This window comes from Rhizobium sp. BR 249, from assembly GCF_047445895.1.
Taxonomy (GTDB): Bacteria; Pseudomonadota; Alphaproteobacteria; order Rhizobiales; family Rhizobiaceae; genus Rhizobium.
On sequence record NZ_JARWKX010000014.1, the window covers coordinates 25,675 to 39,467 of the forward strand.

A 13,793-nucleotide genomic window follows, 5' to 3' on the forward strand; every position below is an offset into this window, starting at 1 on the left:
TGATATCGTGATTGGCCAACGTGCCCGGAGACTGCCGCATGCCCTTAGCGCCGAGCCTTTCCAAGTCTCTTGGTTTCACCGTGGTCCTCGCGTCGCTCTTGGGTGCAAGCCCGGCATTGGCTTCGGGGAAAACATCGCCTGTACCAAGCTGGCTGGCCGGCTATGTCGGCGAAGGAAAAGGCCAGATCGCTCCCGTCGTGCTGGAACGGGCTCGGGCGCTTTACCTGCAAAACATTGCGGAGGGAAAGGTCAGGAATTCCTGCTATTTCGCGATGGACGCCACACGTCCGAACGATCTTACCGACGGAACGACAGGCGGCCGGTTCTACATGATCTGCGAAGCGGAACAGTCGTTCCGGGTGATATCGGCGGGGCATGGCGGTGGCCGCAACCTGAAGGGTGTCGTCAACTTCTCCAACGGACGGGAGTGCGCCAGGAATTTCGGCAATGCGATGAACTCCAATCTGACGGCCGGCGGGGCCTATCTGACGAGTGAGATCAAGACTTCCTTCAAGGGCTATTACGGTCCTTCCGCCAATCAGGAGACGGTGCTCACCCGCTCCTTCGTGCAGTTCGATGGCGTCGGCGAAACCGCGAACGCCAGGCAGCGCGCCATCGGCGGACATGCCGCGGCACTCGTCTCCGGCATATGCATGCAGAAAAAGCCGGAAAGTCCCTATGCCAATCGTGAGGGCTATGTCCCATTCGGAAAACTGGTCACTTACGCGGGCGGCCGCAGCGACGGCTGCACCAGCTGGTCGCCCGAGGAAGCCCCGCAGGTGCTGTCGATGGTGAAGGACAATCCGACCACCCTCTATATCTATCCTGAGGCCGGCGATATCAGTGCGGTCGCGCGCGCGGTGACATCGGGCCAGCCGCCGGCAAAGGCCGGTTCCTATTGGAACGCTTCATGCCTTGGTGAAATCGGCTCTCCGCAGTTCTGGCCGAAGGAGAAGCTGGAGCCGGTCATCGTCAAGTACGGGCAAGATCACCCGGCGCCGCCGCCGCGCGCCATACCGCTTTGCCAGACCCCTTCCAATTGAGAGACGCGTTCGACGCAGCGTCGGAAACTATTTCCCGTCAAGCCATTCCTGCAGTTCCGCCTCGGCCCGTTCCAGAGCGCTGTAGTTCAGGAGTTTGCGCAGGAATGCGACGGTGACGGCGCGGGCGCGCAGATTGAAGCGCCCGTCCTCGTGGTCGTCGCCGGCCGTCTGATAGACGTCGAGCTTGTCGTAGAGCTGCTGAAGACGGTTCTGCACGCTGCGCAGCGACAGGCCCCGGCGTTTGGCGATGGCCCGGTCGGTCAGGCCGAGGGCGATATCGACAAGGATCTCGTATTCGGAATCGGTGAAGCCGTTCGTCTGGCCGAGGCTCTTCTGCTGCAGGCCGCGCACCTCGCGGTCGATAACGCATTGGCTCTCGATGAAGATCGAGCGAAGCGCCAGCTTCAGCCGCTCGTCGGAAGCCGATTTCAGCACATAGCCATAGGCGGCCCCATCCGGCACGATGCGCGAGACGCCGCGCACATAGGCCTCATCAGAGTAATTCGACCAGAACAGGATGCGGGTCTCAGGCCGCTCCTTCCAGATCGTGCGCGCCGCCTCGATGCCGTTGCGGCTCGCCATCTGCAGGTCCATGACTATATGCGCCGACTTATGGTCGCGGGCGAGCTTCTCACCGACGGTTCCGTTCTCCGCCTCGATCACCGTGTCGCATTCCGGCAGCGCGGCGTTGACAGCCTCGTGCAGGTAGGACCGGTGCAGCGGGTCGTCCTCGACGATCAGAACTTTCATCGTGTCTTTCTCCTCAGTCTGGCTCGCCCGCCGGGCCGTTCGGCGCCAGCGGCAGCACGACGCGCACGGCGGTGCCGCGATTGTTGTGGCCTGGGCCGGTCGTGAAGCGCGCCGAAATCAGCCGCGCGCGGGTCTTCATATTGTCGATGCCGCCGCCGATCCGTCCCCGCGTCTTGGCAAGTCCGGTGCCGTCGTCGGAGATTTCGATCGACAGCTGTTCGTCGTCGGCTTCGAGCCGCACCATGATCGCCAGCGGGGCGGCATGGCGCACGGCATTGTTGATCGCTTCCTGCGCGATGCGGAACAGGGCGACGCTGACGGTCGGCTCCAGCCTTTCCAGCGCCCCGTTCGTCTCGTCGGCGAGGCCCCATTCGATGCCCGATCCGGTGTCGCGGGTCGACCGGTCGAGATGATGCTCGATCGCCTGGGCGAGACCGAAGAGCTGGAGTACGGAGGGTTTTGCCTGCTCGATGATCTGCCGCAGATCCTGCATGCAATGCTGCAGGGACCGCGAAACGGGTTCGAGCGCCTCGGGCGTCACCTCGCCGTTGCGCGACAGCCGGTCGATCCGCCGCGCAAGCCGCGTCAGATCGGCGAGCGTCTGGTCGTGAAGGTCCATGCCGATCCGCTGACGCTCCTGCTCCAGGGCTTCGGTCAGCTTCAGCGCGCCCTGCCGCAGCCCCTCCTCGCGGGCGCGGGCTTCGGCCTCCACGATCGCCGAGCGTTGCGCCTGCTCGGCCGCCTGCAGCGCGAAGAAATAGGGCGTCAGCAGATCGGCGATGATGCGGGCGCGCTCGACGTCCTCCATCGTATAGACGCCCGCCCTGTGAGACGAACAGGAAAGGGCCGCAATGATCGTACCCTGCACCTTCATCGGGACATGCAGCCGGCTCCTCAGCGATTGTTCGACGATCGGCCGCTTGAACGCGCCCTCGAAATGGAAGCGCGGATCTTTCATGGCGTCGTCCGAGAGCAGAAAGTCGACTTCACCGCGCAGGAGCGAGCGGATGGGGCTGTTAACGACAGGCGCGCCGGCAATCTCGCCCCAGGCGGTCTCGATGCCCGTCTCATAGGCCGTGTGATAATTGCCGCCTTCGAGCAGCACGCAGACGTCGAGATGGTCGTGCGGAATGATGTGGGCGACTTCGGCCGCGACCGAACGGATGGCCGAGCGGAAATCGAGCTGACCTGCGAGCAGCCGTGAAATGCCGAGATAATGGTCGAACAGGGCTGCCGGTGCGAGATGCAGCATTGTCAGTTCCTCCCCGTCACGACAAGCTCCTCAACCCGCCGTGATCGTTTCCCAGTAAGCGCCCGCAAATGGGCCGCCGTCTTGCGTAAACCCGCAGCTTGTTGCGCAAAACCCGCAAACACGTTGCCGCCTTGCCCCTGTACAGGCCGGCCGATCTCCCGCATCCTGCCCTTACTGAGAGGAGGAAGCTCAGTGCAAGAACAATTTTCACTCGGGGCCCGCTTGAGCCGGCAGGAGTGAAGCGATCCGCCGACCGGCGCGATCATGAGGGAGGAAGACATGACAATCCGTAAGATGCTTCTGGCATCGGCCGCCATTGCTTGCGCCGCCATGCCCGTTTCCGCCTTTGCCGACACGTCGGCCAAGAAGATCGCCCTTTCCAACAACTATGCCGGAAACTCCTGGCGCCAGGCCATGCTGACGAGCTGGGGCAAGGTGACGGGCGAAGCCGTGAAATCAGGCGTCGTTGCCGCCGCCGATCCATTCACCACCGCCGAGAACCAGGCGACGGAACAGGCGGCGCAGATCCAGAACATGATCCTGCAGGGCTATGATGCCATCGTGCTGAACGCCGCCTCGCCGACGGCGCTGAACGGCGCGGTCAAGGAAGCCTGCGACGCCGGGATTACCGTCGTCTCCTTCGACGGCATCGTCACCGAACCCTGCGCCTGGCGCATCGCCGTCAACTTCAAGGAAATGGGCCGCAGCGAGGTGGAGTATCTGTCGAAGAAACTTCCGCAGGGCGGCAATCTGCTCGAGATCCGCGGCCTTGCCGGCGTCTTCGTCGATGACGAGATTTCGGCCGGCATTCACGAGGGCGTCAAGCAGTTCCCGCAGTTCAAGGTCGTCGGCTCCGTGCATGGCGACTGGGCGCAGGACGTGGCGCAGAAAGCCGTCGCCGGCATCCTGCCGAGCCTGCCCGACATCGTCGGCGTGGTGACGCAGGGCGGTGACGGTTACGGTGCCGCACAGGCGATCGCCGCGACCGACCGGAAGATGCCGATCATCATCATGGGCAACCGTGAAGACGAGTTGAAGTGGTGGAAGGAGCAGAAGGACGCGAAGAGCTACGAGACCATGTCCGTGTCGATCGCGCCCGGTGTCTCCACGCTCGCCTTCTGGGTCGCCCAGCAGATCCTCGACGGCAAGCAGGTCAAGAAGGACCTCGTCGTGCCCTTCCTGCGCATCGACCAGGATAACCTCGAAACGAACCTCGCCAACACCCAGGCCGGCGGCGTCGCCAATGTGGAATACACGCAGGCAGACGCGATCAAGGTCATCGAGTCGGCAAAATAACTCTCCCGGCGATTGCCGCGCGGGCCGACAATGGCCGCGCGGCAGTCCTTCCGAGCAGATGTGGCGGGCAGCATGAATGAGGTTTTGAAGGCGGTGATCGCCGTCGACGGCGCCAAGGTAAGCTTCGGCGCGGTCAGAGCGCTCGACGGCGTCACGCTCCGCGTCATGCCGGGCGAATGCGTCGGGCTCGTCGGACACAATGGAGCCGGCAAGTCCACGATCGTCAGCGTCATCAATGGCGGCCTCACGCCCCATGAAGGCAGCGTGGCGAGCGATGGCGAGCGGCTGGAGCGTTACGGCATCAACGCGGCGCGAGCCCGCGGCGTGCGCTGCGTCTTCCAGGAGCTTTCGCTCTGCCCCAACCTTTCCATCGTCGAGAACACGCGCATCATGCACCGCGATCTCGGCGGCTTCGGCTGGCGCAGGCGCGCCGCAAGAATCATCGAAAAGAGCCTCGATGCGGTCTTTCCCGGCCATGGCATCGACAGCAGCCGGGCCGTGGGAGACCTTTCGATCGCCGAGCGGCAGATGGTCGAAATATCAATGGCCTTTTCCGACGCCGGCATTGCGCCGCGCCTGGTGATCCTCGACGAACCCACCTCCTCGCTCGATGCGAGCCTCGCCCGCCAGATGCTCGACCATGTCCGCCGCTTCGTCGCGGCCGGCGGCTCCGTCATCTTCATCTCGCATATCCTGCACGAGATCCTCGAAACCTCCGACCGCATCGTCGTCATGAAGGACGGCCGCGTCGTGGCCGAACGCCCGGCTGATGGATTCGACCATCATGGCCTGGTCGAGGCCATGGGCACCGTTGCGAAGGAGGAGACGGGCCAGCGCCCGGCACGCGAGCAATCCACCGCTCCGCTCATTCTCTCCCATCAGACGGCGGGCCGTCCCTTTTCGGCCCGCAAGGGCGAAATCATCGGACTGGCGGGTCTCGCCGGCCACGGGCAGACCGAACTGCTGCTTGCCCTGCATGCCGCCCAGTCCGGCAACTGGCTGCCCGAGCGCGACCCGCTCGTCACCTTCGTCGCCGGCGACCGGCGCCTCAACGGCGTCTTCGAACTCTGGAGCATCCTGCGCAACTTTTCCGTCGCCTCGCTCGGCGACCTGTCGCGGCGCGGCCTCATTCTGGCTGATGAAGAGGAGAGCAAGGGCGCGGACTGGAAACGGCGGATCGAGATCCGCACGCCCGACATGGCAAACCGCATATTGTCGCTTTCCGGCGGCAACCAGCAGAAAGTTCTCTTTGCCCGCGCCCTTGCCACGCGCGCGCCTGTCGTCCTGATGGATGATCCGATGCGCGGCGTCGATGTCGGGACCAAGCAGGAGGTCTACGCCATCATCCGCGACGAAGCTTCGCGCGGCCGCACCTTCATCTGGTATTCGACCGAGATGGACGAGGTCCGTCTCTGCGACCGCGTCTACGTCTTCCGCGAAGGCCGCATCACGGCCGAACTCGCCGGCGACGCCGTCAGCGAGACCAACATCATCGCCGCATCCTTCGAAGGGGTCGCCGCATGACGTTCCGGCTCTCGTCCGACGCCATGCGTCTTGCCATTCCCGCTTTGTCGCTGACGCTGCTCCTCGCCGCCGTCTTCTGGCTGCAGCCGCGCGCCATGAGCTATGTCGGGCTCAACCTGCTGTTCAATCTGGCGGTGCCGATCGCGCTGGCGACGATCGCCCAGATGCTTGTCATGGCGGTCAACGATCTCGATCTGTCGATGGGCACCTTCGTCAGCTTCGTCGCCTGCGTGAGCGCGACCTTTCTGCGCGATGACCCTGTAATCGGTGTCCTGATCCTTGCAGGCGCGATCGCAGCCTATGCGGGCCTCGGCGTCATCATCTACCTGCGCGACCTGCCGTCCATCGTCGTCACTCTCGGCATGAGCTTCGTCTGGGGCGGCCTTGCCGTGCTGTTGCTGCCCGCACCAGGCGGACAGGCGCCGGATTGGGTGCGCTCTCTGATGACCGTCAAGCCGCCGCTGGCGCCCATGGCGATCGTCGCCAGCATCATCATCGCCGTCATCGCCCATCTTCTGGTCATGCGCTCCTCGCTCGGCGTGCTGATCCGCGGCATCGGCGGCAACCAGCGCTCGGTCGAGCGCGCCGGCTGGTCGATCGTCGCCGCCCGCGCCGCCGCCTATGGCCTGGCCGGCCTTTTCGCGGTGCTTGCCGGTATCGCGCTCGTCGGCCTGACGACGTCGGCCGACGCCAATATCGCGTTGCGCTACACGCTGCTGTCGATTGCCGGCGTGATCCTCGGCGGCGGCGAATTCATCGGCGGCCGCGTCTCCCCTGTCGGCGCGGTCATCGGCGCATTGACGCTGACGCTCGCCGGCTCCTTCCTCTCCTTCCTGCGCATCTCGCCCGACTGGCAGATCGGAGCCCAGGGCGCGATCCTGATCATCGTGCTCGCCCTTCGCCTGATGCTGAACCGCCTGGAGAAACGGGAGAAACGCCGCCGATGACCCCTCTCCTCGGCCTTTTCGGCAAACCCTGGATTTGGTCATGGCTTGCCGCCTTCGTCGTCTGGTTCCTGACGATCATGGTGACGCTCGGCGCAAGCACGCTCGGCCTGTCGCAGGCAGCCCTCACCTTCGCGGCCTTTTCGGTCATCGTCGGAATCGGCCAGATGTTCGTCATCACGCTCGGTCCCGGCAATATCGACCTGTCGGTTCCCGCCACGATGACGCTTGCCGGCACGGTGGCGCTGAAACTGATGAACGTCGAAAACGGGTTGATCCTGCCCGGGCTTCTTGTCGCCATCCTCATCGGCCTCGTCGTCGGCCTCGGCAACTATGCACTCATCAAGGCGCTGCGCATTCCGCCGATCATCGCCACGCTTTCCATGAGCTTCATCGTACAATCTGCGGCGATCTGGACGAACCGCGGTTTGCGCATCAAGCCGCCGAGCATGCTAGCGGAATTCACCACCTCGAACACGCTCGGCGTGCCGAACGTGGCAATCGCAGCGCTCCTCATCTCACTGCTGGCCTGGTTCTTGCTCCATAAGACGGTCTACGGACGCTGGATCTCGGCGATCGGCCAGAGCATGCCGGCCGCGCGCATGGCCGGCATCCCGGTCGACGGCACCCGTTTCGTCACCTATCTGTTCTGCGCCGTGCTCGCATCCGTCGCGGGCTACCTGCTCGCCTGCTTCTCCGGCGGCGCAGCGCTCAATATGGGCTCGGAATATCTGCTGACCTCGATCGCCGTCGTCGTGATCGGCGGCACGGCGGTCGCAGGCGGCGATTCCAACGTGCCGGGCATCTGGGGCGCGTCGCTCTTCATGTTCCTGGTCGTTTCCATGCTCAACACCTATGGGGTCGGCGCGGGTATCCGCCTCATCATGACCGGCCTCATCATCATCAGCGTCATCATGCTCGCCGGCGGCCGCCGGGCCGGCATGCGATAAACGGGAAGACCGCCATGGCCGAGGCCAGCATCTACGAAATCCACGACCCACGCTTCCGGCAGTTGATCGTGGCAAGCGCCGGCCTCGACGAGCTTTATTCCGGCTGCCGTTGGGCGGAAGGCCCCGTCTGGTTCAACGATGCGAACCAGCTCCTCTGGAGCGATATTCCCAACCAGCGCATGCTGCGATGGACGCCGGAGGGCGGGGTCTCCGTCTACCGGCAACCATCCAACTTCACCAACGGCCACACGCGCGACCGCCAGGGCCGGCTCGTCTCCTGCGAACATGGCGGACGCCGCGTCACGCGCACCGAGATCGACGGCTCGATCACCGTGCTCGCCGACCGTTTCGAGGGTGCGCGGCTCAATTCGCCGAACGACGTAGTTGTGAAATCGGACGGAACGATCTGGTTCACCGATCCCACCTACGGCATCATGTCAAATTATGAAGGCTACCAGGCCGTGCCCGAGCAGGCGACGCGCAGCGTCTACCGCCTCGATCCGGCAACCGGTGAGCTTGCCGCCGTCGTCACGGATTTCATCCAGCCGAACGGCCTCGCCTTCTCGCCCGACGAGACGATCCTCTACATCGCGGACTCGGCGGCAAGCCACGACGAAAGCCTGCCGCGTCACATCCGCGCCTTCGACGTGATCGATGGCAGCAGGCTCGAAAACGGCCGCGTCTTCTGCCATATCGACAACGGCATTCCGGACGGCATCCGGATTGACGTCAATGGGAATCTCTGGTCCAGCGCCGGTGACGGCGTCCATTGCTTCGATGCGACGGGCAAGCTGATCGGCAAGATCCGCGTCCCCCAGACCGTCGCAAACCTCACCTTCGGCGGGCCCGCACGCAACCGTCTGTTCATCGCCGCGACGCGCTCGCTCTATTCAGTCTATGTCGCCGCGACCGGCTCTCAAATGCCATGAGCCGGTGATGGCCCTTTACGGGAATCGAAGCCGACGCCCGTTGAAAGCGCGCTTTCTCTGCCGCCCGTCGGGAACAATCGGCGCGCCTGCACGCTATGTCCGACATCCGAAGATGGGAGATGACAATGGCGTCCATGACACTCGAAGACCTTGCTTCGCACCTGAAGAAGATCGATTTCTGCATGCTTTCGACGAACGCCGGCTCCGGACGGATCGCCAGCCGGCCGATGAGCAACAACGGCGACGTTGAATACGATGGCGACTCCTGGTTCTTCTCTTACGAGGACACCCGGAAGATTGCCGAGATCAAAGGCAACGAGAACGTATCGCTGACTTTCACGGCAGCTCCCAGCCTGCTCGGCAAGCCAGGCATCTTCATTGCCATCGAAGGCATCGCATCCCTGATGCGGGATAAGGCGGCCTTCGAGAAGCATTGGGTTGCCGATCTCAAGCGCTGGTTCCCGGAGGGGATCGACACTTCCGGCCTCGTCCTGATCAAGGTATCGGCCTCCTCCATCCAATATTGGGATGGCGAAGAGAACGGCGAGATCAACCTCGCCGCTTCCAGCTCGCGGTCTTAATGCAGGAAGGCGTCGATCTCGGCGCGCGAAGGCATGGCGGGGGCCGTGCCTGGCCGTGTCACAGCAATGGCAGCCGTGGCGGAGCCGAAGCGGACAGCATCGATTGGCGCGCGTCCTTCGGAAATCGCCGTCGCGAAGCCGCCGAGGAAGGCATCGCCGGCCCCGGTTGTGTCGATGACGCTGCCCGCCGAAAGTGCGGGCACGAATTCGCTCTGACCCTCGGTGCAATAAAATGCGCCGCGTGCGCCGAGCGTGATGATCGCCGCTTTCGCCCCTCGCTCCACCAGGGCACGGCCTGCTGCGCGCACCTGTTCATCGCTTTCGATCGCGTGACCCACCAGTTCGGCCGCTTCCACCTCATTGGGAACGATGAAATCGCACAGGCCGTAGATGCTGTCCGGAATGGCGCGCGCCGGCGCGGGGTTGAAGATCGTCGTCGCCCCTGCCCTCTTCGCCATCGACAGCCCGTGCATGGCCGCTTCGAGCGGCTGTTCGAGCTGCGTCATGAAGATGGCGGCGCTTTCGATCTCCGCCCGGTTCGCGTCGACGTCTTCGACGCCGATAAGGCCCGCGGCACCCGGCGCGACGATGATGGCATTGTCACCAGTCACTTCGTCGACGAAGATGAAAGCGGCGCCGCTGGAAACGCCGTCCATCTTCATCACATTGGCTTTGACGCCCGCCGCCGCATAGGCCGCAAGGGCCATTTCGCCGAACGGATCGTTGCCGACCCGGGAGATGAAGGTCACCTTCCCGCCGGCCTTGGCCGCGGCGACTGCCTGATTGGAACCTTTGCCGCCCGGCCCGAGCGTGAAGCCCGACCCCATCAGCGTCTCGGCCATGTGCGGCAGGCGCTTTGCCTTATAGGCGGTGTCGGCGGCAAAAATGCCCAGAATGACGATCCCGCTTTTCTCGCTCATCTCACAGCATCCTTCGCGGGGATGACGCCCTTGGTCAGAAGGAAGCAACCGTAGAACCGAAGCTCTCCCGTGGCGATGACGCAATAGGCCTTCTTGGCAATCTCATAAAACGCCATCCGTTCGACCGGATACATCGGTGACGGCCTGCGTTCGGCGCGATCGACGATCGCCTGGACTTCCTGTTGAATCGGCGGAACTTCATCGGGCTTGCCGATCACTTCCATGCGGCCAACCGAGGGCTGGATCGGTGTGTCCAGGGGCAAGACGGAAAGGATCGCCTCGATCGCCTGCGGCGCGGGGATGTTTTCCATGGTCAGCAGCTTGCCCAGACGCGTCTGACGGGCGATCGAATCCGATGGAAAATTCATGTCGGATACGACGAGATAATCGCCGTGCCCCATGTTGCAGAGTGCTTGAAGAATGTCGCCGTTGAGTTCGGCCCTGATTCCCTTGAGCATTGATCCTTCCATCCCTTTCTCGTGGCCGGAGCACCGGCCTTGCTTCAATTCTTAATGTTTGGCGATATCGGGCTTCGGCTTCGGGCACGGGCCGCTCGAACCCCGCACGACCAGCGACCCGTCGACCATCTCGTCTCGCCTGTCCGATGGTTCCTCGAGGAGAAGGCCGACCGCGCGCCGCGCCAGCATGTCCGCCGGCTGGCGTATGGTCGTCAGCCTCGGAACGACGAGATTGGCGAGCGAAATATCGTCGAAACCCGTGACCGAGAGTTTTCGCGGCACGTCGATCTTGAGATCGCGTGCAGCGCGCAGCGCACCGATCGCCTGCTGGTCGCTGGCAGCCGCAATCGCCGTAGGCCGGTCCTGAGGCGGGCGCGAGAGCAGGTCGCGGGCAATTCTTTCACCGGATTCATAATCGAATTTGCCGTAGGCGATTTCGAGTTCGACCGGCTCCCCGGTTTTGCCGAACCGATCGATGCGGCCGACGAAGCCCTCTCTGCGCATGCGCCCGGCTTCAGTATCGGGCGGCCCGGCGATATAGGCGATGTGGCGATGTCCAAGCTCATAGAGATGATCGGCAATCAGCGCGGCCGCCTGCGCATGATTGGTCGAGACCAGCGGAAAGGCGCCGAAGCGCCGGTCGAGCGAGATGACCGGAACCGTGGCCTCCAGGTGGAGCCCCGGACCGGCGCTCGAAGCCACCACGATGATGCCGCGCACCGACCGATCGAGAAACGCCAGGACGTGGCTCTGCTCCGCCTCGCGATCGTCATGCGAGCTTGCCAGCATGAGGCTATGCCCGCGTTCGAGCGCCGCGCGCTCGACGCTGGCCGCAAGCTGCGCGAAGAACGGATTGGTGATGTCGGGAACGATGAGGCCGATGACATCGGTTCTGCTGGTGCGCAGCGCTCTCGCGGTGACATTCGGCCGGTAGCCGAGCGCCGAGATGGCGTCGTTGACCTTTTCGCGCAGCATGGGTTTGACCGCGGCTTCGCCCGACAGCACGCGCGAAACGGTGCCCACGGATACACCGGCATGTTCGGCGACATCCTTGACTGTGGGCATCTTTGACATTTTCGACCGTCCCGCAGCTATTTTACCGCTCCTGCCGTCATCCCGGCGATGATGTGCTTTTCCAGCACGACGCCGACGATAACAAGCGGAAGGATACCGGCGGTGGAAAGAGCGGCCATCGACCACCAGTTGATGCCCTGGCTGCCTGTCTGGCTCGCAATCATCACCGGCAGCGTGTTGGTATTGGTCGAGGTCAGCAGTGCGGCGAAGAAATATTCGTTCCAGCACAGGATCAGCGCCAGCAGGAACGCGGCCACCATGCCCGGCAGAACGAGCGGCACGATGATGCGGGCAAATGCGCCCCAGACCGACAGGCCGTCGACGAGTGCGGCCTCCTCCAGCTCCACCGGTATGGTGGCGAACTGGTCGCGCATGATCCAGACGACGATCGGCAGCACCATCAGCGTGTAGACGGCGATCATGCCCACATAAGTGTCGAGCAGCGCCAGCTCCTTGTAGAGAACCAGGAACGGCAAAGCGAGGACGACGGGCGGCATGATGAGTTGCGAGAGGAAGAAGAAGGAAATGTCGGAATTGCGCATATGGCCGAACTTGTAGGAAAAGCGGCTGAGGCCATAGGCCGCGAGCGATCCGAGCACGACCGCAAGGGCGGATGCGGTGACGGAAATGATGACGCTGTTCCAGAGCCTGCGCATGAACTCGTCGCGCACCGTCGATATCTCGAAAATCGTATCGGGAGACAGCCCGAGCGAGCGCCAGCCGAGCCAGCTGGGCGCAAAGTTGAACCAGGGGATCAGATTGCCGCGCATGACATCCGCGGCTGTCTTGAACGAGGTCGACACCGTCCAGAACAGCGGGAAGATGCAGACGAACGCCCAGACGATGAGCAGGCCGTAGACGGCGAAACGCATGGCCCACCAGCGGATGCGCTGGCCGCGCCCGTATTTTTCGAAATCGATCCGAACCATCAGAGCCTTCCTGTCATGCGCTTCACGATACGGTCGGAAATCTTCATCAGCCCCGTCATGCCGACGACGATGATGACCAGATAGACCAGCGCGAGCAAGGTTCCATATCCGACATTCGAACGGTCGCGGTATTCGCGATAGATGAAACTGGTGACGGAATCGGTCGCCCCGCCGGGACCTCCCGATGTCACCGTGATGATGATGTCGGCGAGCTTCAGCTTGAAGATGATGCGGATCATCACCGCCGTCACCGAAACCGGCAGCATCAGCGGGAAAATGACCTGCCAGAAACGTTGCCATTTGGTGGCGCCGTCGACTTCGGCCGCCTCGAGCACCTCCCTCGACAATGCCTGCAACCCGGCAAGCAGCATGATCATCATGAAGGGAATGAAGGTCCAGGCATCCATGATCATGATCGACAGCCGCGCCGTTAGCGGATCGCCGAAGAAAGAAGGATTTTCCCAGCCAAGCCAGCGGGCAAAACGCGCGACCGGGCCGAAACGGGTCTCCAGCATCGACTTGCCGACCATCCAGCTCACCGCGACCGGCGACAGCATCAAGGGCACGAGGAAGGTGACGCGCCAGAACTTGCGGGCAAGGATTTCCTGGTTGAGGAGCAGCGCCAGGCCGAAGGCGATCGCATATTCCACCGCTATCGCCAGGCAGTAGAGGATCATGTTGAGCAAGGCGTTGGCATAGAACGGGTCGGCGATCATCCGGCGCACATTGTCGAGCCCGTTGAAGCGCCGCCCGGCGGAAGAGGCGAGGTTCCAGTCGGAAAAGCCGATCCAGAGCGCAAAGAGCAGCGGAAAGACCACCATCGACACGACGAAAAGTGCTGCCGGCAGAACGAAAAGCGCCTTCTTGCCTGCCTCGCCGTGAATGACAACACGGGTGACGCAAAGAACCGCGGCCCAGAGAAAATAGGCATAAAGAACCGGCCGCCAGTTCTCGAAGCCCCAACCGGTCCAGCCCAGTTCATGCATACCCTGCAGTACGAACGACGCTATGAACCATAGGGCGCTGAGCCACAGGGCCGCGCGGCCCCAGAAGCGGCGGCTCGCGGAAATGGAGCCGGCTTCGACCGTGTGGAGCAGGTCGCCTTCGACTGTCGACATGATATTCCTCGTCCGGACAGAATGG

The 13,793-nt window shown here is 63.4% G+C and carries 14 protein-coding genes; 7 read left to right on the forward strand and 7 right to left on the reverse strand.

The annotated features are described in order from the left end of the window. The first annotated feature begins 38 nt into the window (after positions 1–38). The gene (locus QD408_RS14700) at positions 39–1,043 is read left to right on the forward strand and encodes a hypothetical protein (RefSeq protein WP_414139815.1); all 1,005 of its coding nucleotides are present in this window, start codon (positions 39–41) and stop codon (positions 1,041–1,043) included. Between the two features lie 27 nt (positions 1,044–1,070). Here the strand turns inward: QD408_RS14700 and QD408_RS14705 are convergent, their stop codons facing one another. Then, positions 1,071–1,793: a response regulator transcription factor gene (locus tag QD408_RS14705; protein WP_088682367.1), complete on the reverse strand. Its 723-nt coding sequence runs from the start codon at positions 1,791–1,793 to the stop codon at positions 1,071–1,073. A gap of 13 nt (positions 1,794–1,806) precedes the next feature. After that, entirely contained in the window at positions 1,807–3,045 is a 1,239-nt protein-coding gene (locus QD408_RS14710; RefSeq protein WP_088682366.1) for a sensor histidine kinase, read from the reverse strand. Positions 3,046–3,324: 279 nt separating this feature from the next. Here QD408_RS14710 and QD408_RS14715 point away from each other — a divergent pair, with 279 nt between their 5' ends. The 6 genes from QD408_RS14715 (at position 3,325) to QD408_RS14740 (ending at position 9,269) form a co-directional block, all read left to right on the forward strand. Beyond that, positions 3,325–4,341 carry an ABC transporter substrate-binding protein gene (locus tag QD408_RS14715; protein WP_088682364.1) on the forward strand — a complete coding sequence of 339 codons (1,017 nt, stop codon included), beginning with the start codon at positions 3,325–3,327 and terminating at the stop codon, positions 4,339–4,341. Between the two features lie 72 nt (positions 4,342–4,413). Next, entirely contained in the window at positions 4,414–5,865 is a 1,452-nt protein-coding gene (locus tag QD408_RS14720) for a sugar ABC transporter ATP-binding protein (RefSeq protein ID WP_414139816.1), read from the forward strand. Then, positions 5,862–6,812, forward strand: a complete 951-nt coding sequence (locus QD408_RS14725) for an ABC transporter permease (protein WP_088682363.1) — start codon at positions 5,862–5,864, stop codon at positions 6,810–6,812. Before QD408_RS14720 ends, QD408_RS14725 begins: the two co-directional genes overlap by 4 nt. Further along, the gene (locus tag QD408_RS14730; protein WP_414139817.1) at positions 6,809–7,759 is read left to right on the forward strand and encodes an ABC transporter permease; all 951 of its coding nucleotides are present in this window, start codon (positions 6,809–6,811) and stop codon (positions 7,757–7,759) included. Before QD408_RS14725 ends, QD408_RS14730 begins: the two co-directional genes overlap by 4 nt. A gap of 14 nt (positions 7,760–7,773) precedes the next feature. Then, positions 7,774–8,688 carry an SMP-30/gluconolactonase/LRE family protein gene (locus QD408_RS14735; protein WP_414139818.1) on the forward strand — a complete coding sequence of 305 codons (915 nt, stop codon included), beginning with the start codon at positions 7,774–7,776 and terminating at the stop codon, positions 8,686–8,688. A 125-nt stretch (positions 8,689–8,813) separates the two neighbouring features. Continuing rightward, complete coding sequence (locus QD408_RS14740) at positions 8,814–9,269, forward strand: pyridoxamine 5'-phosphate oxidase family protein (protein WP_414139819.1); 456 nt, start codon at positions 8,814–8,816, stop codon at positions 9,267–9,269. On the opposite strand, the gene QD408_RS14745 is transcribed toward QD408_RS14740, so the two are convergent. Genes QD408_RS14745 through QD408_RS14765 form a run of 5 tightly spaced genes read right to left on the reverse strand, consistent with a single transcriptional unit; the run spans position 9,266 to position 13,768 of the window. Then, entirely contained in the window at positions 9,266–10,189 is a 924-nt protein-coding gene (locus QD408_RS14745; RefSeq protein WP_414139820.1) for a ribokinase, read from the reverse strand. The two genes, QD408_RS14740 and QD408_RS14745, sit on opposite strands and share 4 nt — an antisense overlap. Next, positions 10,186–10,647 (reverse strand): RbsD/FucU family protein, encoded by a 462-nt coding sequence (locus QD408_RS14750; protein ID WP_414139821.1) that lies wholly within the window; start codon positions 10,645–10,647, stop codon positions 10,186–10,188. Before QD408_RS14750 ends, QD408_RS14745 begins: the two co-directional genes overlap by 4 nt. A 51-nt stretch (positions 10,648–10,698) precedes the next feature. Continuing rightward, positions 10,699–11,721 carry a LacI family DNA-binding transcriptional regulator gene (locus QD408_RS14755; protein WP_414139822.1) on the reverse strand — a complete coding sequence of 341 codons (1,023 nt, stop codon included), beginning with the start codon at positions 11,719–11,721 and terminating at the stop codon, positions 10,699–10,701. A 17-nt stretch (positions 11,722–11,738) separates the two neighbouring features. Next, a complete protein-coding gene (locus QD408_RS14760; protein WP_414139823.1) occupies positions 11,739–12,650 on the reverse strand; it encodes a carbohydrate ABC transporter permease in 912 nt (303 codons plus the stop codon). After that, entirely contained in the window at positions 12,650–13,768 is a 1,119-nt protein-coding gene (locus QD408_RS14765; protein ID WP_414139824.1) for a carbohydrate ABC transporter permease, read from the reverse strand. The genes QD408_RS14760 and QD408_RS14765 overlap by 1 nt, the downstream gene beginning before the upstream one ends. Between the last annotated feature and the right edge of the window lie 25 nt (positions 13,769–13,793).

Excerpts from the sequence above, each read along its gene's own strand:
- QD408_RS14700 (WP_414139815.1), top strand. The coding sequence starts at position 39 with ATGCCCTTAGCGCCGAGCCTTTCCAAGTCTCTTGGTTTCACCGTGGTC.
- QD408_RS14705 (WP_088682367.1), bottom strand. The coding sequence starts at position 1,793 with ATGAAAGTTCTGATCGTCGAGGACGACCCGCTGCACCGGTCCTACCTG.
- QD408_RS14710 (WP_088682366.1), bottom strand. The coding sequence starts at position 3,045 with ATGCTGCATCTCGCACCGGCAGCCCTGTTCGACCATTATCTCGGCATT.
- QD408_RS14715 (WP_088682364.1), top strand. The coding sequence starts at position 3,325 with ATGACAATCCGTAAGATGCTTCTGGCATCGGCCGCCATTGCTTGCGCC.
- QD408_RS14720 (WP_414139816.1), top strand. The coding sequence starts at position 4,414 with ATGAATGAGGTTTTGAAGGCGGTGATCGCCGTCGACGGCGCCAAGGTA.
- QD408_RS14725 (WP_088682363.1), top strand. The coding sequence starts at position 5,862 with ATGACGTTCCGGCTCTCGTCCGACGCCATGCGTCTTGCCATTCCCGCT.
- QD408_RS14730 (WP_414139817.1), top strand. The coding sequence starts at position 6,809 with ATGACCCCTCTCCTCGGCCTTTTCGGCAAACCCTGGATTTGGTCATGG.
- QD408_RS14735 (WP_414139818.1), top strand. The coding sequence starts at position 7,774 with ATGGCCGAGGCCAGCATCTACGAAATCCACGACCCACGCTTCCGGCAG.
- QD408_RS14740 (WP_414139819.1), top strand. The coding sequence starts at position 8,814 with ATGGCGTCCATGACACTCGAAGACCTTGCTTCGCACCTGAAGAAGATC.
- QD408_RS14745 (WP_414139820.1), bottom strand. The coding sequence starts at position 10,189 with ATGAGCGAGAAAAGCGGGATCGTCATTCTGGGCATTTTTGCCGCCGAC.
- QD408_RS14750 (WP_414139821.1), bottom strand. The coding sequence starts at position 10,647 with ATGCTCAAGGGAATCAGGGCCGAACTCAACGGCGACATTCTTCAAGCA.
- QD408_RS14755 (WP_414139822.1), bottom strand. The coding sequence starts at position 11,721 with ATGTCAAAGATGCCCACAGTCAAGGATGTCGCCGAACATGCCGGTGTA.
- QD408_RS14760 (WP_414139823.1), bottom strand. The coding sequence starts at position 12,650 with ATGGTTCGGATCGATTTCGAAAAATACGGGCGCGGCCAGCGCATCCGC.
- QD408_RS14765 (WP_414139824.1), bottom strand. The coding sequence starts at position 13,768 with ATGTCGACAGTCGAAGGCGACCTGCTCCACACGGTCGAAGCCGGCTCC.